General features: G+C 40.9%; 29 protein-coding genes. 21 read left to right on the forward strand and 8 right to left on the reverse strand.

From position 1 onward, the window contains the following. Positions 1-164: 164 nt before the first annotated feature. The gene (locus tag ERJ70_RS02420; protein WP_209366914.1) at positions 165-665 is read left to right on the forward strand and encodes a hypothetical protein; all 501 of its coding nucleotides are present in this window, start codon (positions 165-167) and stop codon (positions 663-665) included. Between the two features lie 63 nt (positions 666-728). Here ERJ70_RS02420 and panF read toward each other — a convergent pair whose 3' ends face one another. Together panF and ERJ70_RS02430 are read right to left on the reverse strand one after the other, a co-directional pair. After that, complete coding sequence (gene panF / locus ERJ70_RS02425; protein WP_209366916.1) at positions 729-2,162, reverse strand: sodium/pantothenate symporter; 1,434 nt, start codon at positions 2,160-2,162, stop codon at positions 729-731. Next, the gene (locus ERJ70_RS02430) at positions 2,159-2,446 is read right to left on the reverse strand and encodes a YhdT family protein (protein ID WP_209366918.1); all 288 of its coding nucleotides are present in this window, start codon (positions 2,444-2,446) and stop codon (positions 2,159-2,161) included. The genes panF and ERJ70_RS02430 overlap by 4 nt, the downstream gene beginning before the upstream one ends. 316 nt (positions 2,447-2,762) lie before the next feature. Between ERJ70_RS02430 and ERJ70_RS02435 the strand changes: the two genes are divergently transcribed. The 10 genes from ERJ70_RS02435 (at position 2,763) to ERJ70_RS02475 (ending at position 12,505) form a co-directional block, all read left to right on the forward strand. Then, entirely contained in the window at positions 2,763-3,116 is a 354-nt protein-coding gene (locus tag ERJ70_RS02435) for a DUF4260 domain-containing protein (RefSeq protein ID WP_209366919.1), read from the forward strand. A 49-nt stretch (positions 3,117-3,165) separates the two neighbouring features. Next, positions 3,166-3,510: a hypothetical protein gene (locus ERJ70_RS02440; RefSeq protein ID WP_209366921.1), complete on the forward strand. Its 345-nt coding sequence runs from the start codon at positions 3,166-3,168 to the stop codon at positions 3,508-3,510. A gap of 149 nt (positions 3,511-3,659) precedes the next feature. After that, a complete protein-coding gene (rlmD, locus tag ERJ70_RS02445; protein ID WP_209366923.1) occupies positions 3,660-5,069 on the forward strand; it encodes a 23S rRNA (uracil(1939)-C(5))-methyltransferase RlmD in 1,410 nt (469 codons plus the stop codon). Between the two features lie 344 nt (positions 5,070-5,413). Further along, positions 5,414-5,611, forward strand: coding sequence for a helix-turn-helix domain-containing protein (locus ERJ70_RS19955; RefSeq protein ID WP_245208095.1), 198 nt, complete (start codon positions 5,414-5,416; stop codon positions 5,609-5,611). 135 nt (positions 5,612-5,746) lie between these two features. Next, complete coding sequence (locus tag ERJ70_RS19960) at positions 5,747-6,385, forward strand: DDE-type integrase/transposase/recombinase (protein WP_256439067.1); 639 nt, start codon at positions 5,747-5,749, stop codon at positions 6,383-6,385. Positions 6,386-7,023: 638 nt separating this feature from the next. Beyond that, complete coding sequence (locus ERJ70_RS02455) at positions 7,024-7,710, forward strand: response regulator transcription factor (RefSeq protein WP_209366925.1); 687 nt, start codon at positions 7,024-7,026, stop codon at positions 7,708-7,710. Then, complete coding sequence (locus ERJ70_RS02460; RefSeq protein WP_209366927.1) at positions 7,707-9,569, forward strand: sensor histidine kinase; 1,863 nt, start codon at positions 7,707-7,709, stop codon at positions 9,567-9,569. Before ERJ70_RS02455 ends, ERJ70_RS02460 begins: the two co-directional genes overlap by 4 nt. Positions 9,570-9,752: 183 nt before the next feature. Continuing rightward, on the forward strand, positions 9,753-10,526 hold the full coding sequence (locus ERJ70_RS02465) for an N-acetylmuramoyl-L-alanine amidase family protein (RefSeq protein ID WP_209366929.1): 774 nt from the start codon (positions 9,753-9,755) through the stop codon (positions 10,524-10,526). A 154-nt stretch (positions 10,527-10,680) separates the two neighbouring features. Beyond that, complete coding sequence (locus tag ERJ70_RS02470) at positions 10,681-11,496, forward strand: polysaccharide deacetylase family protein (RefSeq protein WP_209366931.1); 816 nt, start codon at positions 10,681-10,683, stop codon at positions 11,494-11,496. 1 nt (position 11,497) lies between these two features. Next, positions 11,498-12,505 (forward strand): recombinase family protein, encoded by a 1,008-nt coding sequence (locus ERJ70_RS02475; protein ID WP_245208176.1) that lies wholly within the window; start codon positions 11,498-11,500, stop codon positions 12,503-12,505. Positions 12,506-12,977: 472 nt separating this feature from the next. On the opposite strand, the gene ERJ70_RS02480 is transcribed toward ERJ70_RS02475, so the two are convergent. Continuing rightward, positions 12,978-13,190, reverse strand: coding sequence for a hypothetical protein (locus ERJ70_RS02480; protein WP_209366935.1), 213 nt, complete (start codon positions 13,188-13,190; stop codon positions 12,978-12,980). Positions 13,191-13,273: 83 nt separating this feature from the next. Continuing rightward, positions 13,274-13,885 carry a TetR/AcrR family transcriptional regulator gene (locus tag ERJ70_RS02485; RefSeq protein WP_245208097.1) on the reverse strand — a complete coding sequence of 204 codons (612 nt, stop codon included), beginning with the start codon at positions 13,883-13,885 and terminating at the stop codon, positions 13,274-13,276. A gap of 191 nt (positions 13,886-14,076) precedes the next feature. On the opposite strand from ERJ70_RS02485, the gene ERJ70_RS02490 reads away from it, so the two are divergent. Beyond that, positions 14,077-14,838: an SDR family oxidoreductase gene (locus ERJ70_RS02490; protein WP_209366937.1), complete on the forward strand. Its 762-nt coding sequence runs from the start codon at positions 14,077-14,079 to the stop codon at positions 14,836-14,838. Positions 14,839-14,972: 134 nt separating this feature from the next. Beyond that, positions 14,973-15,206, forward strand: a complete 234-nt coding sequence (locus ERJ70_RS02495; protein WP_209366939.1) for a DUF3949 domain-containing protein — start codon at positions 14,973-14,975, stop codon at positions 15,204-15,206. Positions 15,207-15,242: 36 nt separating this feature from the next. Here the strand turns inward: ERJ70_RS02495 and ERJ70_RS02500 are convergent, their stop codons facing one another. Then, positions 15,243-15,941: a class I SAM-dependent methyltransferase gene (locus tag ERJ70_RS02500; protein ID WP_209366941.1), complete on the reverse strand. Its 699-nt coding sequence runs from the start codon at positions 15,939-15,941 to the stop codon at positions 15,243-15,245. Between the two features lie 187 nt (positions 15,942-16,128). Between ERJ70_RS02500 and ERJ70_RS02505 the strand changes: the two genes are divergently transcribed. The 6 genes from ERJ70_RS02505 to ERJ70_RS02530 all read left to right on the forward strand — a co-directional run bounded on the left by ERJ70_RS02505 (position 16,129) and on the right by ERJ70_RS02530 (position 19,268). Further along, positions 16,129-16,629 carry a hypothetical protein gene (locus ERJ70_RS02505; protein WP_209366942.1) on the forward strand — a complete coding sequence of 167 codons (501 nt, stop codon included), beginning with the start codon at positions 16,129-16,131 and terminating at the stop codon, positions 16,627-16,629. 239 nt (positions 16,630-16,868) lie between these two features. Beyond that, positions 16,869-17,027, forward strand: a complete 159-nt coding sequence (locus tag ERJ70_RS02510) for a DUF6366 family protein (protein WP_245208098.1) — start codon at positions 16,869-16,871, stop codon at positions 17,025-17,027. A 54-nt stretch (positions 17,028-17,081) separates the two neighbouring features. Next, positions 17,082-17,447 carry an NIPSNAP family protein gene (locus ERJ70_RS02515; protein ID WP_209366944.1) on the forward strand — a complete coding sequence of 122 codons (366 nt, stop codon included), beginning with the start codon at positions 17,082-17,084 and terminating at the stop codon, positions 17,445-17,447. A gap of 191 nt (positions 17,448-17,638) precedes the next feature. Then, complete coding sequence (locus tag ERJ70_RS02520) at positions 17,639-18,121, forward strand: DUF2975 domain-containing protein (RefSeq protein ID WP_209366945.1); 483 nt, start codon at positions 17,639-17,641, stop codon at positions 18,119-18,121. Between the two features lie 10 nt (positions 18,122-18,131). After that, positions 18,132-18,353 carry a helix-turn-helix domain-containing protein gene (locus ERJ70_RS02525; protein WP_209366946.1) on the forward strand — a complete coding sequence of 74 codons (222 nt, stop codon included), beginning with the start codon at positions 18,132-18,134 and terminating at the stop codon, positions 18,351-18,353. Positions 18,354-18,431: 78 nt separating this feature from the next. Beyond that, the gene (locus ERJ70_RS02530) at positions 18,432-19,268 is read left to right on the forward strand and encodes a DUF817 domain-containing protein (RefSeq protein ID WP_209369094.1); all 837 of its coding nucleotides are present in this window, start codon (positions 18,432-18,434) and stop codon (positions 19,266-19,268) included. Positions 19,269-19,284: 16 nt separating this feature from the next. Here ERJ70_RS02530 and ERJ70_RS02535 read toward each other — a convergent pair whose 3' ends face one another. Then, entirely contained in the window at positions 19,285-20,325 is a 1,041-nt protein-coding gene (locus ERJ70_RS02535; protein ID WP_209366947.1) for a ketopantoate reductase family protein, read from the reverse strand. A 190-nt stretch (positions 20,326-20,515) separates the two neighbouring features. On the opposite strand from ERJ70_RS02535, the gene ERJ70_RS02540 reads away from it, so the two are divergent. Continuing rightward, positions 20,516-22,000 carry a methyl-accepting chemotaxis protein gene (locus tag ERJ70_RS02540; RefSeq protein WP_209366948.1) on the forward strand — a complete coding sequence of 495 codons (1,485 nt, stop codon included), beginning with the start codon at positions 20,516-20,518 and terminating at the stop codon, positions 21,998-22,000. Between the two features lie 118 nt (positions 22,001-22,118). Here the strand turns inward: ERJ70_RS02540 and ERJ70_RS02545 are convergent, their stop codons facing one another. Together ERJ70_RS02545 and ERJ70_RS02550 are read right to left on the reverse strand one after the other, a co-directional pair. Beyond that, positions 22,119-22,604 carry a hypothetical protein gene (locus ERJ70_RS02545; protein WP_209366949.1) on the reverse strand — a complete coding sequence of 162 codons (486 nt, stop codon included), beginning with the start codon at positions 22,602-22,604 and terminating at the stop codon, positions 22,119-22,121. A 354-nt stretch (positions 22,605-22,958) separates the two neighbouring features. Continuing rightward, entirely contained in the window at positions 22,959-23,123 is a 165-nt protein-coding gene (locus ERJ70_RS02550) for a hypothetical protein (protein ID WP_209366950.1), read from the reverse strand. A gap of 453 nt (positions 23,124-23,576) precedes the next feature. Between ERJ70_RS02550 and ERJ70_RS02555 the strand changes: the two genes are divergently transcribed. After that, positions 23,577-23,807 (forward strand): excisionase family DNA-binding protein, encoded by a 231-nt coding sequence (locus ERJ70_RS02555; protein ID WP_209366951.1) that lies wholly within the window; start codon positions 23,577-23,579, stop codon positions 23,805-23,807. The last annotated feature ends 92 nt before the right edge of the window (positions 23,808-23,899 follow it).

Here is a 23,899-nt window from a genome sequence, read left to right on the forward strand (position 1 = left end):
GTGCTATTAGCCATTGTCACCATTTTGTATCTGTTGTTTTCCTATATTTATGTGAGAAAAGCGGTAAAAGCGAGCAAAAAAGAAAGGGAATCCTGTTAATTCCAGTAAGAAGAATTTGTTGACAATACAAAGCACTTCAAAATAGAAAATAGTGAGGCAATTACATGCAAAACATATTCATACTAGCGTTAGTCTCGTGTACTATCCTGATTTGCGGATGCGAATCAAATGAGGTGATGGATTATTACGAGGAAACAAAAAGCACCGATCTATCAGAGATAGCCATCAATACACTGACTTTGAATGATACGGATACGCAGGTGAAAGAGGTATTGGGGGAGCCTGATTTTACAGAAACAGTGGAGCAGCCTCCATCCACTTATTACCTATATGGCGATGATGAACAAGTTTATGATTTGGATGTCAGGTTGGTCGATGGGAAAGTAAAGCGGTTTTTCCTTTCGAAAAATAACTTTTCTTCAGGAATAGGGGACCTGATTGGAAAACCTGAACAAGCTGTTTATAAGTTATTCGGGGATGATTATTATGAACGGACGGATACAGGGACGGATGTGATTGGCTACTTTGACAAGCCGAATAAAATAAATATGGAATTCACGGTCGATGAAACGGTCACAGGCATCATCGTATCGGAAATAGAATGAAAGAGATGAAGCCCCGGAATCCAACAGTTTTTCCGGGGCTTATTTTACGTAAGAAAGTTCTCCTTACTGCTTCAAAGGTTCCTGTCTCATACTCAAGCTAAATCCGACATAGGCCAGCAATGCCAGCAAAATCGATGTGACGACTGCATGCATTCCGAATGGCTCGGGATAAAAAGACTGGAATACTATATAAGAGATGATGCCGACCAGCATCGAAGCAATTGCTCCGTATTTATTGCCTTTATCCCAATACAAGCCCATCACAATTGGCCAGATGAACGCCGCTTCCAATCCGCCGATGGCAAACAGGTTCAGCCAGATGATTAAGTCTGGCGGATTTACCGCCATTAGGAAGACCAGGATGCCAAGCAATGCGGTGATCCCCATGCTCATTCCTTGTACTTTTTTTCTGGATGCTTCCGGTTTTATATAGTTGATATAGACGTCCTTGACGATTGTAGAACTGACAATCAACAAGAGCGAGTCGACCGTCGACATAATAGCCGCCAACGGTGCGGCCAAGACAACACCTGCCAGCCATGAAGGCAGTACTTCCAGAGCAATCAGCGGCATGACTCTGTCACCAATTTCAATGCCAGGCAAAATAGGCCGGGCAAATACACCAATCAAGTGCATATTCAGCATGATGACCCCGACGACGATGGTGCCGATCATCAATGCCAGATGGAACGACCTTGTATTTTTGTAGGACATGGCCCGGACGGCGATCTGCGGCAGGGCTACCACCCCGACTCCTACCAGTATCCAGTAAGACGAAACGTAAGGAGCAGTTAGCGTCCCATCAGAGCCGAACGGGGTAACCAGGTTGGGGTTTTCCGCCTGCAGGTCTGCCATGATCTCCGAAATACCGCCTCCTGCGATGATGACAGCTATAAGCAGCACCAGCGTTCCGATAAACATGATGCTTCCTTGGATGGCATCGGTCAACGTGACGGCACGGAAACCGCCGAATGTCACATAAATCAACACTGTCACGACAAAAATGAATAAAGCTGATGTATAAGACAAGCCGGTCAAGGATTCAATCAGTCTACCCCCGCCTATCCATTGCGCCGCCATCGCCGAGAATAAAAAGACGACGATACTGACGGCCGATAGGAGAACGACAAGCTTGGATTGATAGCGTTCCTTCAAAAAATCAATCAACGTGGTTGCTTTGTATTTTCTGGTGACAATCGCAAACTTTTTTCCAAGGATCATTAAGGTAAAGTATCCGGTTGCCACCTGTGTGACGGATAATAATACCCAGCCTAATCCTTCATTGTAAGCCACACCCGGGCCGCCGATGAAGCTGCTTGCACTTCCGTAGGTTGCCGTCATGGTCATGGCAAGAACAAAACCGCCTAAACTCCGGCTGCCCAAGTAATAATCCTGGACAAATGATTTACCGACTGTTTCTTTTCGGCTAGCCGTCAGCCCGATAAAAAAGATCAGGGCAACGGAACCAAATAACGTAATTGCTGCTTCCCAATTCATTGGTCCTCATACACCTCATCATCAAAGGATACATCCGTGAAAAAACGCTTCACGACAAAAAATACGAGTATCGCCATTACGACGACTCCGGCCACACAGCTGTAGAAAAACCATGCTGGCAAGCCAAAAACATATGTATATTCTGAGGGGTCTTTTCCGCCTAATCCATAGGCGAAGGCAAACCACCAGATAAAATTGAATAATACTAAACCAATCCCGATAAGTGCTTCCTTGTTGGCGATTTTAAAGCGTGGATCTTTTTCTGCCGAAGTTTTTTCGTTCAAGGTTCATCCCTCCCCGGTTTGAATTCTTAACTTTCTTCTATTCCTCTATTTTAAAGGTTTTGCACCCTGAAAAGCGAGAAACTTGTTGGCGATTGCTTTTACCATTATAGACCTTAGCGCGAATTTCTGCGTTATTCAACTCTGGAAGCTTCCGTTAGAGGAATCCTGCTTTTTCTTGTTGAATAGGAAAGTAAGAAGGAAAAGTTACATATATTCACGGATAAGATAGTTCATTTTATGTTTATGAGAGGAAATCGAAGTGACGCAAGAAGTTTTTCCTAGAAAGACAAATAGCTGTAAGAAGGGTTTGAGCAGAATGTCTCTACGTAATGTTGTATATTTTGAGTATGTTATCGGTTTTATTATCTGTCTGTTTATCTATATAACATTGGATTATTCCATTCTACTATTTTTTCTCCTGTTATTAGTACCGGATGTAACCATGATCGGTTACTTATTCAACCCTAAAACTGGTTCGCTTGTTTATAATATCGGGCATAGTTTGATGTTGCCGTACATTCTCCTTTTCATAGCTTATCTAGGTGAATTTTCACTCCTGCTGATGGTCGCTTTGATATGGATTGCGCATATTTATTTAGACCGTTCCCTTGGCTTTGGATTAAAGTATTCGAAAGGTTTTAAGGTAACACACTTACAAAAGATTGACTGATAGTATTCTAAACCGTCAAGAATGAGGAAATACAGGAAAGGTGATTTGGTTGCTGAAAAGAAAAACGTATGCTGGAATTCTGACTATTTTGATGACGGCCTTATACTTTGGGTTTCAAATGCCGGTTTTTGAAGAAGAAGGACCATTACAAAATAGTATTGTATTTATCCCTTACATTACCGCGGGAGTATTGTACGGCGGGTTTATTTCCATATGGATTGAGAGGATTACTGGTGAATTCGGAGAAGCCCGGATATATTATGCTTTTATTTTTCACTTGGGAGCTGCAATCCCCTGTGTTTTCTATCCTTTCCTCCTCCTGTATGCTGTCCCGGTTGCAGCGGTGTTCTTTGTATGTGATGAGTTCTTTCGTTTTCGTATGAACACCTCATAGTAGGAAAACCGCTACTAGAGTTCTGGCTGAAAATTTATCTGGCATCTTGCAGGAAAACATGTTAAAAAAGGATAGGAATCAACTTAAACGTGTAATGCCATTTATGGATGCGATAGAATAATAGATTCCGTATGGAGGGAGGAATAAGGATGCTGAATTTAAAAGCGGAAATCATGGAGACGAAAATCAACCATTTAGATAAAAAAGGTTCTGGCCGTGCAGTTGTCTGGCGGGACACTGGGCAGGAGAACCCTCGGAAGTTAAAGTTGATGATACCCAAGACGCTTCCGGGCGAAAAGGTGCGGGTGTCAGTAGAGAACCCGGAAGCGAAGCGGACCAAAGGAGCCCTGGAAGAATTGGTAGAGGTCCATCCGGAAAGAACGGCTGCGCCATGTCCGCATTTTGACAAGTGCGGAGGCTGTGCTTGGCAGCATTGGCAATATGAAGGGCAGCTGAAGCAAAAGACTGCTCACGTGAAAGATGCCTTGATATCCCAAGGATTTAATCCGGAAGTGGTCCGAGAAACCATTGGGATGGACGAGCCTTGGCATTACCGCAACAAAATGGAGTTCACGTTTGCCCCGGACGGCTCGATGGGCTTGCATGAACAAGGAAACTTCCGCAACATCATTCCGCTTGAAACATGCCTGATTGCGGGTGTAGAAATGACAGCAGCTGTCATGGAAGTAGCCGATTGGGCGAAAGAACATGCATTGAGCGGTTACGTAAAGGATGCCCACGAGGGGCTGCTTCGCCATTTGATGGTAAGACAGTCTTTTGTGACGGGAGAAATCATGCTGGGATTGTTTGCGACGGAAGGTCCTGACGGTAGACTGGCAGCCGCTGCCGATCAGCTGAAGAAAAGAATGGAAGAAAAATATCCGCAGGTGAAAAGCTTGTTATGGCTTGTGAATACCGATTGGGCGGACCGTATCCAGGCGGAGGAAATACACCTGCTGTCCGGCCGGGACTTCATCTATGATGAAATTGGAGGCTATCGCTACCGTCTTTGGTTCGATACTTTTTTCCAGACCAACCCGATCCAGGCACAGAAGCTGATCGACCTTGCTTTGGAAATGGGTCAGCCCAAGGAAACAGAAAAAATGCTGGAGCTTTTCTGTGGGGTCGGAACTTTTTCCCTCCCTTTCGCAAGCAAAGTTGAAAAACTTGCTGGCATAGAAATCGTTGAAAGTTCAATCGAATCGGCAAAACGAAATGCGGCAGATAACGGCATCTCCAACACGGACTTCTTGGCTGAGAATGCCAGAATGGGAATCGACCAGGTGCTTGAGAGACTAGGCACGCCGGATATCCTGCTGCTGGATCCTCCCCGTGCTGGCGCAGGCGGAAAAGTGATGCGCAAAATCGGCCGGGCGCAACCGCAGCGGATCATATATGTATCCTGCAACCCCGAGTCTTTTGCAGTGGATGTGAAGGAACTGGAGCAGTTCGGTTACACGCTGAAGGAAGTGCAGCCGGTCGATTTGTTTCCGCATACGGTGCACGTTGAGTGCGTATCGCAGATAGTTTTAAAAGAAGCAGCAGAACCCTCAAAATAGGGGGTTCCTGCTTCTTTTTTTTTGAAACAGAAAAGCGATAGTGAATAATAGGAGTTCCATCAGCATTAACTTCAATCCTATTGATTAACCGATGTAAGTTTGCTGGTGTAACTTCATTGAAGTTAAGGAATTCTAGTAGCTCTCAAACAGGGACTACTGGAAAGAGAAAAAATCTTCAAAAGATGATTGAAGAGGCTCAAGCAAAGAAGTTGTAACTGCTAAACTAAACTTAACAGTTTCTGCTTGATAGAATTGAACACTTTTTCGCCTATTACTTCCTTCCATCAGGTAAGATTAACAAGGATGTTAATGAATGATGGAGGGGGATTTAAGGAGTGGGAAGGTTGGAGAAAATTGTGTTGGTTCATCAATTAAAAAGAGAAGGATTTAAGATTTCTGCAATAGCCAGAAAATGCAATATATCAAGAAATACAGTTTATAGCTACTTAGAACAAGACTTTGAGGAAGCATTGGAGTGGGTGGAGAAATTAAAAACACGAAAGAAGAAGCTTGATCCCTATCAGTTAAATATATTGGATTAGCTCCATGAACACCCAGACCTTTCGGCCTCTCAGATTTCTGACTGGCTGGAGGAGCGCTGCTCCTTCAGCCATGTAGGAGCGAGTACAGTTCGTGCTTATGTAAAAGAGCTGCGGGAAACGTACCATATTCCGAAAGTGTTACTCCCCCGTACTTTTGAGGCACTTCCAGAGCTGCCAAAAGGAAAACAAATACAAGTTGACTTTGGAGAACTGAAAGTGAAAAATTCCGAAGGAAAAACAGTAAAGCTTTATGTCATCGTATTTGTGCTTTCTCACTCCCGTTATAAATATACAGAATGGCAGGAGCACCCTTTCACAACAAGGGATGTACTAAGGTGTCATGAAAATGCAATGGAGTATTATGGAGGGATGACAGAAGAATACGTCTATGATCAGGATAAGTTAATGACCGTCAGCGAAAATGGAGGAGATATTATTTTCACTGATGAATTCCAAGCCTACAAACAGGATCGAGGTTTCCGAGTTTATCTATGTAGAAAAGCAGATCCTGAATCAAAAGGGAAAGTAGAAAACGCAGTGAAGTTTGTGAAATACAATTTTGGGAAAAATCGCGTGTTTCACAACATTGAATCATGGAATGAGCAATGCCTCGCATGGCTAAAACGAAAAGGAAACTATCAAGTGCACAATACAATAAAAAAGAGACCTATCGAAGTGTTCGCCCTGGAAAAGCCACACTTGCGAGAAGTCTCTGCACCACTCTCTTTCGAGAGTAACCTTGGCTCTAGTATAACAAGGATTTATTGTAATTGAGGATCGAGAAGAAAAATGTTAAACAAAGGGTTGATCGGGTGACTTCCTCGATTTATGTTTCATAGGAAGCCCAGTATGAAGCATTATAGTAATATTTGAAACGATAAAAAGTAGGATATCTCACTTCTCATTCTTTAGCCATGGAACTAGAAAGTAAGTCAGGAAAGTATTTTCCGGCAAAACGCAAAAATTTTGAAGCACCCGGAACTACTCGGGTCTTGTTCTTCTCCATGCCGTTGATTCCATGTTTAACGAGTATCTAAACTCAAATTTGGAATGCTGCTCCTGCCCTTCATGCTCGGTTCAAGATTTGTTTCTGCAACGAGCGGCGGGACGAGCTCCATGATGTGAATATTCCTCTGCCTGCTAATTATCCAGAATACCTATGATTGGCTCGGGGAATACTGTAATAATTATACAAAGCATGAAACATAACCCTTTAGATTTATCGTATCTGAGCCTTGTCTTTCCGTCTTTAAATTATATGCACGTCTAGATGAAGTTTCATATTTTCTCACGATAGTCACTTTTTTATTCTATATTTACACCAGTGAATCACGAAAATCTTCACCTCATCTTTACACCATTATGATACGCTACCTTTAACTCTAACCTTTTCGGCATTGCGAGGGAGAAAAATGCAAAAAAACATATTAATTGTAGAAGATGAAGACATTTTACGGGAAATCGTGAAAGATTACTTAATGGATGAAGGATATAACGTATTAGAAGCGGTAGATGGAAAAGGAGCTTTAGCGATATTTGAAGAACAGGAAATACATTTAATTATTTTAGATATTATGCTTCCAGAGTTGGATGGATGGTCTGTATGCAAACGAGTTCGCAAAACATCTAATGTGCCTATTATTATATTGACAGCTCGTTCGGAAGAAGACGATACGCTACTTGGATTTGAATTGGGAGCAGATGACTATGTGACAAAACCCTACAGCCCACCCATTTTATTAGCAAGAGTAAAGCGATTAATCAATAGTCGATATTGTCAGGATGGTAAGTTAACAAATGAAGACAGCTTAATTATTAGTGGTATCCATGTTCATTTTCCTACACGTATCGTGACAGTAGACGGGGAACAAATAAGTTTGACATATACAGAGTTTGAAATATTAGCCTATTTAATGCAAAACCAAGGAATTATTATAACTAGAGAGCAATTAATCATGAAGATATGGGGATACGAATTTGCGGGGGATGATCGCACCATCAACAGCCATATTCGTAACCTACGTCATAAATTAGGTCATAAAGCAACTAGTATAGTAACGGTTATTCGGGCTGGTTACAAATTCGAGGTCAAAGCATGAGAATAGGAATTGTATTAAAACTATTTATGCTGACAACACTGTTATGTATGCTGGTTTTGGTCATTATGTACATCGGACAAACTATATTCTTTAAGGAATACTATGCTAATCAAAAGATAAAGGAAATAAATACGAGTATTCAATCTTTTGAGAAAGAATACTTAAAGGCTGAAGGAGACGTCCAAGCAATCAAAAAATTGGAACATGATTTCCAACAAGAGAATACGACATGGATTACCACGTTAGATAGTGTAGGAAATATTAAATACGCCAACGACTTCTCTGTGGAAATAGATATAGAATCCTCCAAATATAAGAATTTCTCTAATCGTATCATCAACATTCCATTGTATAGCTTCATTGATTTAGAAGAGCTAGATAGGCTAAGGTTTAATTTGGAACAAGTAAATGATATTTTTATTGATGGGATAATTAAAGATAATACCGTTGTCCCTGCTATTTTAACAGGAGAAAACAGTAATTTTTCATTGGAGAATAGGCTTTTATCCGAAGAGTTATATGGAAAAAGAACGGAAACAGAGCCTTCTCCAGAAGAGAGTTCAAAAAGAAACACCAAATATTCACAATTACCAGCAGAGGAGTTATATAGCCAAAAAACGGTTTCAGAATCTTCTCTATTAGAAAGCTCAAAGATATTTTTAAAAGGACGGATTACGAATTTACAATTACCAGTTGGTTTAACTATTTATAACAATCGTCTGTTTATAGAAAAAATAAAACAATTTCAAGTAAAATTACTATTAGATAAAATCAACCATAGCCATGCGCAAACAATGGATGAAGAGGAAAATAATATTCAGTACAAGCTCTTTATCAGACCTATCACCGATACGACTGGCGAAACCACTTATATTTTTGCGATGACGTCATTACAGCCAGTGGATGAAGCTGTTCAAATGCTGGAGGATTATTATCTATACCTTATTCTATTTGTACTACTTCTCATTGTCCTAGCATCCCTTTATTATTCCAAAAAAATAGCTAAACCATTGTTACAAATAAATGATACGACAAACAAGATAGCACATTTAGATTTTTCTGAGAACATCCCTGTTAAATCAAAAGATGAAATTGGTGCATTATCACAAAATATTAACACCCTTTCTACTACCTTACATTCGTATATTAATCAGTTGAGACAAGATATAGAGAAAGAAAAGCAACTGGAAACTACACGTAAAGAATTTATTTCCGGAGTTTCTCATGAATTAAAGACTCCTTTAAGTATTATGAAGAGCTGTATCTCCATTATCGAAGACGGTGTCGCTGCGGATAAGAAAGATTACTATTTTAATGCATTGAGAAAAGAAGTAGATAAAATGAATTTGCTCATTGTGGATATGCTCGAATTAGCAAAATTCGAGTCTGGTACGTATAAAATGGAAATGGACGTCTTCCCTATTGACGAGAGCATTGAATATATTTGTGAGCAATTGGCTTTAGAAATAGCAGACAAACAATTACATGTCCATCAACACCTTTCCAATAATAAGGTATTAGCAAATCAAAATCGAATAGAGCAAGTTTTAACGAACTTTATTACCAATGCAATTCGTTACACCCCAGAAAATCAACATATTTTTATTTCGACGATCGAAGACAATGGGCGCGTAAAAGTATGTGTAGAAAATAACGGGGATCCTATTGCACAGGAACATTTAGATAAAATCTGGGATCGTTTTTATCGAGGAGATACGTCCCGCAATCGTTCAGAGGGCGGAACAGGATTAGGGCTTGCTATTTCAAAGAATATTTTAGAGCTACATGGTGCGGAGTACGGTGTATTGAATACAGAAGATGGAGTGATGTTTTTCTTCTATTTAGATAGAAAAGAATGAAAAAAGCTTGTCCATTCATTTTTAAAAATGAACGGACAAGCTTTTTTGTTATGTCAAGCCCATATAGTCACGGAAATCCTGCATATTCCTAAATTTTTATTTGATATTGTTATGATCTGCACCTAATCTTTACCTCTCTTTATTAATTTGTAAATAGTTCAAAAAAGAGAGGAAAGATGAACGATGTTATTACAACGAAATCATAAAAGAAATCATTGGGTAAATAAGTTAAAGGTTAAAGGGATCTATACGAAACCAAATAGATGGTTACTCCTATTACTCCTATTTCCACTGCTAATACTATCAGCCTGTACGAGTGGTCCTGAAAACAGTAAAAAGGATGACGCTACTCCTAACAAAGAAAACACGAAAAGCAGTGGTACTGCTTTTAAGGTTGTCATTGATCCTGGACATGGTGGTAAAGATAACGGGGCAACAGGTGCCAGTGGCCGATATGAGAAAAATTTCACTTTAAGCTTGTCCAAAAAGGTGCAAAAGCTGTTGGAGGACGAGCCAGAAATAGAAGTTTTGATGACAAGAACAGACGATAGTTTTCTTTCCCAAGAAAGTCGATACAGACCGAAATATGCCAACAAGCAAAATGCGGATGTATTTATATCTATTCATGGGAACATTTTTTCCGATCCCGATGTCTCGGGCACAGAAACGTTTTATTATCATAAACATTCCCGCCAATTGGCCCAGACCATACAGAAGCATGTGGTAGAAGCCACTGAATTTAGAGATAGAGGAATCAAGAAGGAAGAACTGTTTGTTGTAAAAGATACGGAAATGCCGGCTTCTTTAATAGAAGTAGGCTATATGACGAATCCTCAAGAAGAGTCCAAAATGTGGACTGACGAATTTCAATCACGTGTTGCCACTTCCATAGTTGAAGGAATTAAGGAATATAGAGAACAATCAGAGGGACAAGGTAATTTGGAATGGATTTCTTAGCAATATCAAAAGTTTTCGGATGGCCATCCCAATTAAAAGAATGGCTTTTACTTTTTCGTTTTTATCTTAATTCCATTTCATTTCTATCTCTTCTTTACTCTATTGTATTAATCTTTCAACAAGCATAAAAGCAATATAGAATTGAGGTCTTGACATGAAAAAGCTTATACTATTAATTTCCCTTTCCTGTCTGGTTATTCTTTATGCCTTTCCAAGTGAAATAGATCGTAACCAAATGGAATCAAGGATAAATAATCTTGCTATTACAGCTCTTAACACAGAGTCGGAACCCGATAATCAAACATCCGAAAAATTGAACCACTCACAAGAAAAGGCTGAAAAGACTGTCTACTTAACCTTTGATGACGGCCCTACTTCCGCAACCTCGGAAATTTTAGATATATTACATCAATTTAATGCTACAGCGACCTTTTTCATGCTGGAACCTGCTATGAAGGAATCACCAGAAGTTGTAAAACAGATCGTAGAGAAAGGGCATGCTGTCGGGTTACATGGCGTGACCCATGAAGTCAACCATTTTTATAAATCGGAACAAGCTGCCTTGGAAGAAATGACTGCCTCCCAGAAGACACTCCAAGAGATAACAGGTATTCAATCCAATTTGATTCGGACACCTTATGGCAGTGTTCCGTATTTAACTGAATCATTTCGAGAGGTTTTAGACAATAATGGATTTAAAGTGTGGGATTGGAATGTGGACAGCAGTGATTGGTCTTTATCCGATGAAGAATATGTAGATAGGGTGATTGGACAAATAGAAAAGCTAGATAATGAAGAAGTGACGCCTATCATTCTGATGCATGATAAACAAAATACAGCAGACCATTTGTCTATTCTATTAACCTATTTATCAGAACATAGATTTCAAACAAGGAAAATCGAAGAAGATACAAAATCATATAACTTTAATTGTTACCAACGTTGTTACCGACTATCTACACAGAAGTAGGATCTTTATATCAATGTTGGGAACTTTTGCTGAATATGAAAGAACCTTAATAATAGAAAGAGTAGAAGGTGGCATGGAAAAACGAGCGAAATCAGGTAGGTGGAACGGTGGAGTTATATTAGGGTATGATACAGTTGATAAAAAATTAGTTATTAATGATGATGAAAGCAAGGTTGTAAATGAAATTTTTGAATTAAGAACAACTAGGCTTGGGTATAAGGCAATAGCAAACTCTTTAAATAGACAAGAAAAAAAGACTAAAAAAAATAATGACTTTAGCATAAATGCCGTTAAAACAATTTTAGAAAATAGAACTTACATAGGTCAATTAAATTGGGGTTCTTATAGGAAATGGGAAGAGAAAAGAAGGAGTGGAAAGACTGACCCTATTAGTTCAGAGGGTAAACACGATCCAATCATTGATGTTGAACTTAGGGAAAGAGTCCAAGAAGTTAGTCGTCGCAATAGGGAATCTTCAAACAACATTAAAAACATAAAAAGTGATTTTCTATTGTCAGGCATCCTAAAATGTCCTGTCTGTGGGGCAGGTACTGTAATGAGTAAATCTCAAAAAAGAGATAAGACTGGTTATCGTTTATACTACATGTGTCAAAATTACCATACTAAAGGAAGAGAAGTTTGTAGTTCAAACTTAATAAATAAAGAAATGATTGAAGAAAAGGTATTAAAGACTATAAATGGTCTAGTTTCAAATAATGATATTGTTAATGAAATCTTAGATAAAATAAGTAACGACAAAAATACAGATACATTAGAATTACAAAAGCAAATATGGGCTATTAAAAAGGAACTTATTGCAAAACAGAAGGAACAATCTAAAATTGATGCCGATTATTTTAGTAATGATATCACCGCTAAATCATATGGAAGGTTATCTGAAAAAATTGAAGAGGAAGTTGAAAGGTTACAAGAGGTTAATAATAATTTAGAGGATAAGTATGAGAAAATATTGTTAACCTATTCTATCGACGAAAAGATTGTAAAATAGGCTTTATCAAACTTTAACGAATTATTTGTTAATGCAAGTAATGAAGATAAAAAAGCCATAATCAGATCACTTATCAAGCGAATTGAAATGGAAGCTAATAGAAAGGATGTAAAACGTATCGTCTTCTGGTTTTTAGAAGACGATGCGTTATCTTACAAAGATGCTTTACCAAAAAATGAAATGCGGAGAACCGTATCGGTTTGTAATATAAGGTAAACACCACTACATCTTTATTGTCTGCGACTACTATTCAACACATGTGGAGTGTGTGGCGCAACTCATTTTAAAAGAAGGCAACTAACCCTTAGGGTGTTGCCTTCTTTTAAATGAGTTGCAAGGGGAATTAACCTGCTATCCTAGTTAAGGTTACTTTTTCTCAACAAGCGAGTGGAGAATTAGAAAGACGTCTATCACTTTCACAACTTTCGGCATTTACACATTGACAAGCCTGTTATTTTTATTCGGTTGAAGTTCATTTATTCTTTTTATGATAAAGAGCAACAAAAACCAACGAAGCAAATTCTATAAACCAAATAATCCATAAAATGAATTGAACTTGCCCAATAGGAGTACCACTTACTCCGCCGTTTGCAAATTTATATAACCACACAAATTCCCCCCACATAATGATGGCAATTAGTTGGGTAGATAACGTTAAAATGAGCAAAATAAGTAATCTTGTCATATAAAAACCTCCTTTATATATTTCATTAGTGTAGAAGATTTTCTATCAAAATTTCGATATCCCTTCAATTAATAGTGCTATCGTTACTTCCCCAAATCGCTCCGTATCTTGAACCTACTGTTCACCGGACTGAACTTCAACATTTCCAATAACTGATCGGCCATATAAGCCGGCGACAGCTTAAAACCGCCTTCCACCCATTCTATGATCATACCGAAAATCGCATAGGCCTGATAGCTTGCGTGAAGTTCCGGATCAATGTCCGGCCTTGGTTCTATATCAGTTAAATCATGCAGCGGCAGTTTTTTCAATTCATTAGTGATTCGTTTATGAAATCCAGGCAGAGCATTGGACTGGATAATCAATTGATAAAAGTTTGCATGGGCGTAAACATGCTCGAAAATTTTCACGGCAGAAGAAGATAGGCTGTTAAATGTGAAGGAATCTGTGTCCTGATAGGGTTGGCGGTAGGAGTCGACAAGGTCCGAGATGACTTCCTCGATGATTTCTTCCAGCAATTCTTCTTTATATTTATAGTGTTTATAGAACGTTCCCCGGTTATAATCAGCAAGCTCCACGATATCCGTGATAGTGATGGCTTTGAAATCGTGATTTTGCATCAAGGTAATCAGTGCGTTTTGCAGCGCTTTTTTCGTTCGTTTGATTCGTTTGTCAATCTTTTGGTTAGGTGACAATGTGATTCTCCTTTGTGCATTATCTGCAGTTTATTCAACAAAAGGGCTGAATTTGTTACTAAGTGTACATTTGCAGGATGCATTGGTCATTGTGCTTCTTGCTTCCTTCTCATTATACTATAGTTAGGTGTTCGTTAATGAACATCTGTTGAATAAATTTCGTTGTAAGCAATGAAAGGATGGGATAAAGCATGAAACTGAAAGATAAAGTTGCAATCGTAACAGGAGCAGCGTCAGGGATGGGAAAAGCAATTGCCCAGTTGTATGCTGCGGAAGGTGCGAAAGTGGTGGTCGCTGACATCAACCTGGATGGAGCAGAAGCTGTAGTGGAGGAAATCATCCGCAATGGCGGAAATGCCAAAGCTGTTTCCGTGAACGTGGTAAAACAGGAAGACGTAGACAATATGATTGATACCGCGGCGACGGAATTCGGCACCTTGGATATCCTGGTGAACAACGCTGGTATCATGGACGGATTTCAGCCTGTCGGGGAGATTGAAGATGATCAATGGGATTTCATTTTCGATGTTAATACAAAAGGTGTCATGAGAGCGATGCGCAAAGCGATTCCAATTTTCCTGGAAAAACAAGCGGGCGTCATCATCAATACTGCTTCTACCGGAGGGCTTAATGGTGCTCACGCCGGGGCTACTTACGGTGCATCGAAGCATGCGGTGATCGGGCTGACGAAGAACACAGGCTTCATGTATGCCGATGAAGGTATCCGTTGTAATACCATTGCTCCTGGTGGAGTAGAAACAAATATCGGTTCCTCCATGAAAAATATCAATCAATTTGGCTTTGAGCGTACCAAATCTGTCCGTGATGTCATGCCTCGGACCGGCAAGCCGGAAGAAATCGCGAAGGTTGCCCTATTCCTGGCATCGGATGAAGCAAGCTTTGTCAATGGAACAGTTGTTACAGCTGATGGCGGATGGACAGCGGCATTTTAATAAATTCAGACACCCGGAATTGAGGATGAAAGTTCTCGAGTTCCGGTTTTTTCATGCATCCCTTTGATTTACGCTGAAACTTTAAAGAGCTTTAACCGTAAACACTAGTAATACCAAGGCATGGTGGGTTTTCTATGTGGACTTTATTTCTAGTGCTCATCTGTATTCTGGTTGTCGCAACGGTGGTCATGGTGCCCTTGCAAGTCCGCTACTTAAAGGCTATGAAAGAAGAAATGGAACGAAAAAGACTATCCCAGCAGGAGTATTTCGATAAAATACCGGTCCAGGAAGAAATGCTGCATGCAACAGCTCGAGGAATTCCTTTTATCATTCCGGCCAATTTTATTGCCTGGTTGTGGTTGAAGTAGGAAAAGGAATTATAAACTTGTTAAAAAAATTTTATTTTAATCATGACAAACGTACAAACAAGCCCCTACCTTAGAAGCGTATTTCTCCGTTAACAGTTGATGATGCATCAACATATCGTTATATGCTTTATCCAGCTTTTCTATATGGTACACTTCTCCAGGTGCATCCTTATATGCTGGAACGCGCGCCGAATCCACTTGTTCAAACCCCGCTGAAGCAAGGAAGTTTTTCCATTCCTTTTCCTCTAGCAGTTCAGAAAATCCATAGAACGCTTTAAATTCTGCTTGTTCATCGGGATCTAAGTGACCAATTTTCGTCATTTCGTTCATCACTAAAGTGCCATTAGGCTTCAGTACTCGCCTGTATTCCTTTAAAGCCTTTCGTACCTGGGTGAAAGCTGTCACGGACTCGGACAAGACCAAATCGAAGCTATTCTCTTCGAATGGAAGTTCTTCTATATTTCCTTTGAAGACCCTTACAGGCGATGGAATTTCGGCGGCACGCCTTCTGGCTTTTTGGATCATTTCTTCATGTTGATCAATGCCGTAAACGGTACATGCGTACTTTTGGGCAATGTAAGCGATGGTTTGCCCGGTACCACAGCCTGCATCCAGCACGTTCGATTGCTTGTTTAGTTCCAGCGTATTTAACATCCGTTTCGTTTGTTTGAAGCTTCCGGGATGGGCCCCGTTAATATGGAGTGCTGCCAGCAAATCAGCATAGTTTTTCGTCACTTTTCTGCACCTCCAAGCTTTTTAATATCATTAAGTTATGTTATGCATGCTCGGTAGGTTTGGGAGTGGGGCTTCCCTCACTTTACTTTTGTGAAAGAAAGCCGAACTTGTGTGCTTTCTTTTCCTGCTTTGAAGGTGGTATAATCTTTTAGGCTATTTATTCATACATCAAAGGAGAGAACACAGATTGAAAAAGTTATTGCTGAGCATTCTAATGATTTCATTGGCTGTACTGTTCGCTGCCTGTTCAGATAGCGACGCGGATAAGGCAGACCAAGACACATCAAAAGCAGACGAAGAAACTGCTGACAAAAAAGAAACAGATTCGACTGATGTTAAACCAGGCGATATCGAAATAACGGATGAAATAAAAGACATGACCTATTCCACGATGGAAGGGTATGAAGGAGTCAAAGACGCTTATATCGAAGTTGACGGCGACCAAATCACCATGACCTTGCAGGTGGACGCCAGTTTAAACGAGGACAAGCGCAAAGAACTGGGAGATAACTTCGTGCGAAATCTTTCTTCCAATGCTTCGTTCTATTACGATGAACTGGAGGGACCAGAGAAAGACAGTTATGGTACCCTGTTTGAAGTATTTGATCTGCAAATCGGAGTGGGGCCTGGGTCTGAAGATATTCTTCAGGGGGCAAAGGTGACTTCTGGAAAAAGTATTATGTGGTGATTGTTACAAGAAGAGACCAAATCGTAAAAGGTTTTGGTCTCTTTTTATATCTCCTTTTCGTGAAGCGTTCAGTGCTTATCTATCCATCTGACGAAGGGAAATGAATATCCTGTGTTGAATGTATAACTTATACCGGCGTATTATCTAACAAAAAATACAAAATCAATAATCGGAGGAATTTTTTGGGCAAACACAGAGAAACACCAGAAGACAGAGGAGCACGACATCGGTAGGAAGAAATGAAAAACAATGCAACGGGCAATTTGCATGATGCTTATCATCGCTCGCAAAGTGGAAGTCTTGTGGACTTGGTAGAGGGATTGGGATGGAAAGGAACAGGAATCCTCATTGTTGTCTTCATCTTGGGATTTCTTCTCTATGCCGTCTGGTTTCATTAACCAAAAAATCCCCTCGGCAAAATTAAGTTACAGGGATAAACGGAGGAGGGTACGATGATTTATCGAAGAAAAACCTATCACATTGACCCAATTATCAAAGAAGAATTTAACGAGCATTTCAACAAGACACTTTTGCCTACCCAGCTCAAATATGGTGCTAGACTAGTCGGCAGATGGATGACCAAAGCAAACAATGTGACCATCGAGATTTTTGCTATGTGGGAATATCAAAGTTATGAGGAATACGAAAAAATTGAAAGCAAGATTAGGGCTGATAAAGGACGCGTAAACCGGGTAGAGGGTTGGTTTGAAAAAATGGGAGGTCGAGAAAAGCTTAAAGCGGTATTTTTCAAAATCGACCAGGACTTTTTGGAATCGACTGTACCACGAGATAAAACAATCATGGCAAAAAAACCTTAAGCAACAGTTCGCTTCTAGTTAATACTATAGGAGTTTTGGAGAGGATTCTTTTCACGAAAGAATGCTCTTTCTTTATGTCTGTGAAATGTAAATAAAGATAAAAACATGGCTCAAATCATTAATTATTTATTGTAAATCGATAAATAACATGATACTATTCAGATGAATACTAATCAGGTGAGGTGCTCTTTATGAAACGTGGAACAACACTCTTTTTGCGTATCGCTGTAATCCTTATCGGCATTCCGATATTGGCACTATGCATTTTTGTCGTCCCGGAAATAGGGAATTTCACAGCGGAATTATATCCGGAGATGTCTTATCTAAAATATCTTGTCTGGATCGATTTATATGCAACAGCAATTCCTTTTTACTTTGCGCTATATCAAGCATTTAAGCTCTTAAGCTATATCGACAAGAACAAAGCCTTCTCGGAACTGTCCGTGAAAGCATTAAAAAAGATAATGTATAGTGCTCTCACAATCAGTGCTTTTTACGTAGTGGGCATGCCCCTCTTCTATCTTATGGCGGAGGCAGATGATGCCCCTGGAATCATTCTCATTGGAATGCTCGTTATTTTTGCTGCACTTGTTATTGCAGTGTTTGCTGCTGTTCTGCAGAGGCTTTTACAGGAAGCGATTCATATAAAATCGGAAAACGATTTAACGGTCTGAGGTGAATAGAATGGCAATTATAATCAATGTGGATGTCATGCTGGCGAAAAGGAAAATGAGCGTTACCGAACTTTCGGAGAGAGTCGGGATTACGATGGCGAACCTTTCGATATTGAAGAATGGAAAGGCGAAGGCGATCCGGTTATCGACTTTGGATGCCATTTGTAAGGCTTTGGATTGTCAACCTGGAGATATATTGGAATACCGGGTCGATGAAGACACCGAGGAATAGGAGGAGGGAGGAATTGGGATGAATCAAATGGGGAAAAGTGGTGTTGTGCAAGAAAGGCACCACTTAAAAATAGAGGACATGAGACCGGTTAAGCAACTAATTCGGTTTGGATGGGAGCAGGCGTTGTCCTGTTTGTTTCCAGTCGTTATTTTTACGTCTCTGGCCCTTACAAAAATCACGCCGGTTCCCTTGCTGCCAAGGTATGACTGGCTGCTTATTATCTGTCTTTTGATGCAAGTATTGATGGTGTATGCTGGACTTGAAACGAAGGATGAACTAAAAGTGATCACATTGTTTCACGTTATCGGTCTTGCTCTCGAACTGTTCAAGGTACACATGGGTTCCTGGTCTTATCCGGAAGAAGGATATTCCAAAATTTTTGGAGTTCCTTTGTACAGCGGGTTTATGTATGCAAGTGTCGCGAGCTATCTTTGCCAGGCTTGGAGAAGGCTGGATGTGGAACTGATTAAATGGCCCCCGTTTGTGATCGTTGTCCCTCTTGCAGCGGCGATATACCTAAACTTTTTCACCCACCATTATTGGATGGACGTTCGTTGGATTTTGTCAGGTCTTGTGGTAATTGTCTTTTGGAAGTCCTGGGTCAGCTACGAGGTTAATGGTACGCGTTACCGTATGCCGCTGGCACTATCATTCGTGCTAATTGGCTTTTTTATTTGGATAGCAGAAAATATCGCAACATTCTTTAGTGCATGGGAATATCCGAACCAAGCCGATGCATGGAGTCTCGTTCATCTGGGCAAGGTGAGCTCCTGGCTTTTACTGGTGATTGTCAGCTTTCTCATCGTAGCGACGTTAAAACAGGTGAAGGAGAACGTTTCCTCGGATTCAACTACAAGAGAATTTCCATCTGAAGTTGATTCCTACAAATTAAACAGCGATCATCCAAGCCGATGATCGCTGTTTAATTTGCTTATATTTCTTTTTCAATTAATTCCTCGAAGGATTCAAGGTTTTCTTCAAATACGGGCACGGATTTTTCTTCCTCTGCTTTTCGGACCAAATGGACCAGCAGATCATTAAATGGTGTAGGAGTTCCGGTTTCTTTTCCTTTTGCAACTACTTCCCCATTAATATAGTCAATTTCTGACTTGCGATGCTTTTCCAAGTCCTGCAGCATACTTGCCCGCAACAGGGCTTGGGGCTCGAAAACTTTTCTTGCCATGCTGATTACCTCTGATAGGTTGCTCTTGTCCTTGTTTATTTTAAATGTCTTGGCAACATCGATGCCGGCAATAGAGGTGAATTCTACACCGGATGCTTGTCCGGCTTCCAGGGTTTCATCCGCAAGCATGACCGCACTGGTTACAGCCGTGTCATTCGCCAGTACATCTCCATAAGTACAGCCGAACACGGTAGAAGTACCGCTCATTGCAACGTTGACCAACAGCTTGGACCATTTCGTGCCGATCAGGTTTGTGGAAATTTCTGTTCCGCCTACAAGCTCCAGGACGTCCTTCAGTTTTTCCGTCCGTTCTGTGATACTGCCGTCCAGCTCACCGATTTGAAAAGCATTGGCTTTGAAGGATTCCGATGCGGTAGTCAACTCCGAGACGCCAGGTTTGATCCAGGTAGCGCCGAATTCCACTGAACCTCCAATCACACGTTTTTCGCCTAGTTCATCTGCAAGCCCTTCTTCCGGCACGCCGTTCTGCAAAGAAAGAACGATGCTTTCTTCGTTTATGTACTGCTTAAGGTTTTTCAACACTTGCACGTTATAGACCTGCTTTGTCAGCAGTAACACCAAATCATACACACCGTTCATCTCAGCGGGGGTAATGGCTGTTACGGGAATGGTTTCTTCCACTGTACCAACTATCGTTGCCCCCGACTTATTCAACGCATCCACGTGCTCCTGGTTTACATCGATTAAATCCACTGTTTGCTTTCCTTTTGATAAATAAGCTCCAATTATTGTTCCTAAAGACCCGGCACCCATAACTGCGATCCTCATTGAAAAACCTCCCATGATGTATGAATAATTAGGTTAATATACCTAAAAAAATACTGTTAAAAACATTAAAATTATAACAAAACGGGAATATTTTATCAAACGGTATTCCTTTTATGGGTAAAATGTATTACGATGGAAACCACGGAAAAATATTCTTTAATTTCAGATTGATAGGGGAAAGGGAGATAGTATGGAACAGCATGATAGCTATAATACGCAGCGAGTACATAAGGTCAACTTGGTGTTGCTGTTAATCGTCGTTTTTCTGTTAGTCATTCCGATTGTCATCGAGCGGGGGCTTGGTGATAGCATGGGCATTATTATTGCAGGGTCACTTGTTATATTACTATCAGTGGGTAACTACTTTTTGCCGATTCGTACATATTGGAAAGGATTTGCCTTCGCATTACTGCCTTATTTGGTCGTCATCGCACTTTTCTTTACAGATGGTTATGCGTTGAACAAGCATTATTTACTATTATTATCAATTGCCATGATCGCACTTTATTTTAAGAAAGAATTGATCCTTTTATTCGGTATCGTAGTGGACATCGGACTAGTGGTGACGTATTTGTTCAACTCTGCTGAGTTGTTGAATGTCGATGATAATTTCAAAGGATTTATCACTGTTTTTATTCTGGTCAACGGAGTATTGGCGGCTCTTTATTTATTGACCAATTGGGGGCGTGAGCTGATCAATGCTTCCTATGAAAAGGAAGAGGAAGCAAAGCAGTTGATAGGGAAACTGGAAGAAACATTCCGTTCGATCGAGGAGGGAACCGCTACACTGGAGAGCAATATCAGTCATTTTAACACCAATATTTCTACTATTTATGATTCCAGTCATAATATTTTGGATTCGGTCCAGCAAATGGCTGCCGGTATCCAGGAAGAAGCGAACAGTGTTACGATGGTTAGTGAATCGATGGGAAGTTCACTGCAAAAAACCAATCAGACGATCGCGATTTCCCAACAGATAGCCGACCAGTCGGGTGTCATGAATAACAAAGTGCAAGATGGCTGGGATAAAATCAATCAGGTCACAGAACACTTTACTACAGTGAATACAGCGATTGGGACAACAACTGTAACGGTTTCGGATCTGCAGTCGAGCTTGGAAACTGTCAACTCCTTGTTAGAAGGCATTAAACAAATTGCCGACCAAACGAATCTGCTGGCATTGAACGCTGCAATTGAGTCCGCACGGGCCGGTGAGCAGGGGAAAGGCTTTGCTGTCGTAGCAGATGAAGTGCGTAAGCTGGCGGAGCAAAGCGCAAGCATCACGGTGGATATTACCGAAGTAACCAATACGCTTTTCCTTAAATCGCAGGAGGCGCAGGAAAAATCGAGCCAGGGTGAGGTTGCCGTAGCAGAAGGGCAAAAGCTGTTAACCGAAGTCTCGACGTTTTTTGAGGAAATGAAGGATTCATTCCAGGGGACGAACGAACAGCTTTCGTTAGGAATGGATGAAATCAAGTCGGCTACGGACAATTTCGCACAGATTCAGACCCAAATCGAAAATGTAGCAAATATATCGGAAGAAAATGCGGCATCCACGCAGGAGATTGTTTCGACACTGGAAAACGAGCATCAATTGATCGCTGCGATTAACGACGCTGTGGCAGAGATTAATAAGCTAAGTGGTGAGTTGAAAGAAATGGTCAACAACAAGTAAGAAGATTGGTTGATTCGGTAATGGAGATTGCCGGGATGAGTGGGATGAGCCAGATAGGATGGAATGAAGAAGGAACAGTCGGCGGTAGAACCGTCCCTGTTCCTTTTTTGATGGGCGTTTAGTTTTGTGCTTCGCGAAATGCTTCCTCTGTTCCGACAAAACCAATCATCGTGGAAAGCTCCGTGCCATCCTCAGCGGTACAAGAACTCAGATAGACAATAGGTCCCCGCTGGGATATGTAGGAGCATTCGTATGTACCGACCGGGGATTGTTCATAGTTGCCATAATTATTTTCGAATGTGATGGTTTCCCCATCATAGGAAATCTTATTTTCGCTATGGCTCCCGTCGAGATCAAACACCGAAATCGTTACTTCGTCTTCTTTGTTTTCTTCCACATTGTTCATGAGTTGAACGAGCTTGTCGGCATTTTCAACTTCTACTGCACCTTGGGCGATTTCTTGAAAGCTGTTGGCTTGATGCTGGGCGATTACGTGATCGTTTTCCCGGGCGTCTTCAACGGAGTAGCTTTCTTCTGAATCTGCACTCGAGCAGGCAGCAAGCGGTGTGATTGATAGCAGTAAGAATACCAGTATTTTTTTCATAATACCTCCTGAGCGTTTTTTGGATGGCAGTGATCTGTTTTTTATGTATTGGAATGCTTAAAATTGCTTGAATGATGACGAACGAAGCAATGGACTGTGATGTTTTATGTAACAGCGAGAGGTAGGAGTCAGTTTGTTGTAGATAAGCATATCCCCTAGGAAGTTGCACATCCTTTTGTTAAAATCCTTATTCTTTATATATAGTATATTTTTAAAATGCTGCTAATACAATGTTTATTTCATTATTTTACCATTTATGCTCTTGCTTGTTGCTAATCTGGGTTGCTTCTTCACAGAAAAAACTAAGGCAGTAAGCCTTAGTGAATTGTTTCGAATCACTTGAAAGGAAGCACATTATGCCGCTCGATCACGATCGTCATCCGCAGGAACAACCGTGTCAGGGATGGTTTCTCTCTGAACATCCCAAAAATAAACCCGTGGCAGCCCAAAACACAGCCAATACTCCTGCACCAAAGAAGTACCCACAAACAAAACCAACTGCCAATCCATCCCTCTCACTAACCAACCTCCTTTCTTCGGAAATTAAGGGGTCAGTCCCTGATTCGATGTGAGCGATTCGATCGGCCCTGAATGGGGACTGACCCTCGAAATTGCAAAACCGCTCAGTGGCCGGGTTTCCGGAGTACTCCCCATCCTAAAGTGGTGAAAAACGCCTATTTGGGGTCAGTCCCCACGGGTCCGTGTTGGGGGTGACTCCGTCTGAATGGGGACTGATCCCTGTTCGTTTCCGGTCGTTTCTCTGGTCGGTTCTGCCCGGTATTTACAGTATATCGTTGGTTGGGCTTGTTTAAGAACTGGGGGTGGGTCAGTATAACAATATAGTTTCCGGCGTCTACCTGCTGGTAATCTGTGCTGGTTTTTGCAACAATAGAAGGGAGGATGCAGTTACTAGAAAATGAGAATGAATCCAGCCGGAGGGAGCAAAACTTCCGATGAAAAGAGGGTGATGCTATGTATTTAACGGTGAAAGAAACGGCTGAATATTTATCCATGAAAGAGTCGGTGATTGAAACGCTGATTTTGCATAACCGTATCCGGGCCATCCATGATGGCGAGCAGTACCTGGTCAACAAGGAACAGTTTGTTTCCCATCTGGAAGAAGTGGAAAAGTACAAGCAGATAATTCAGGAATACCTTGCTGAACCTCTGCCGGAAGATATTGATGTGAAAGACGAAGATTAAGAACAAAAGCGCAAGCGCCTGTTTAAAGAAGTACAGGCTAAAGCCGCCACGTCCTGTGGCAACGCCTGCATGACCCACATCGTTTGGGCCTC

Source organism: Sediminibacillus dalangtanensis, assembly GCF_017792025.1.
Taxonomy (GTDB): Bacteria; Bacillota; Bacilli; order Bacillales; family Amphibacillaceae; genus Sediminibacillus; species Sediminibacillus dalangtanensis.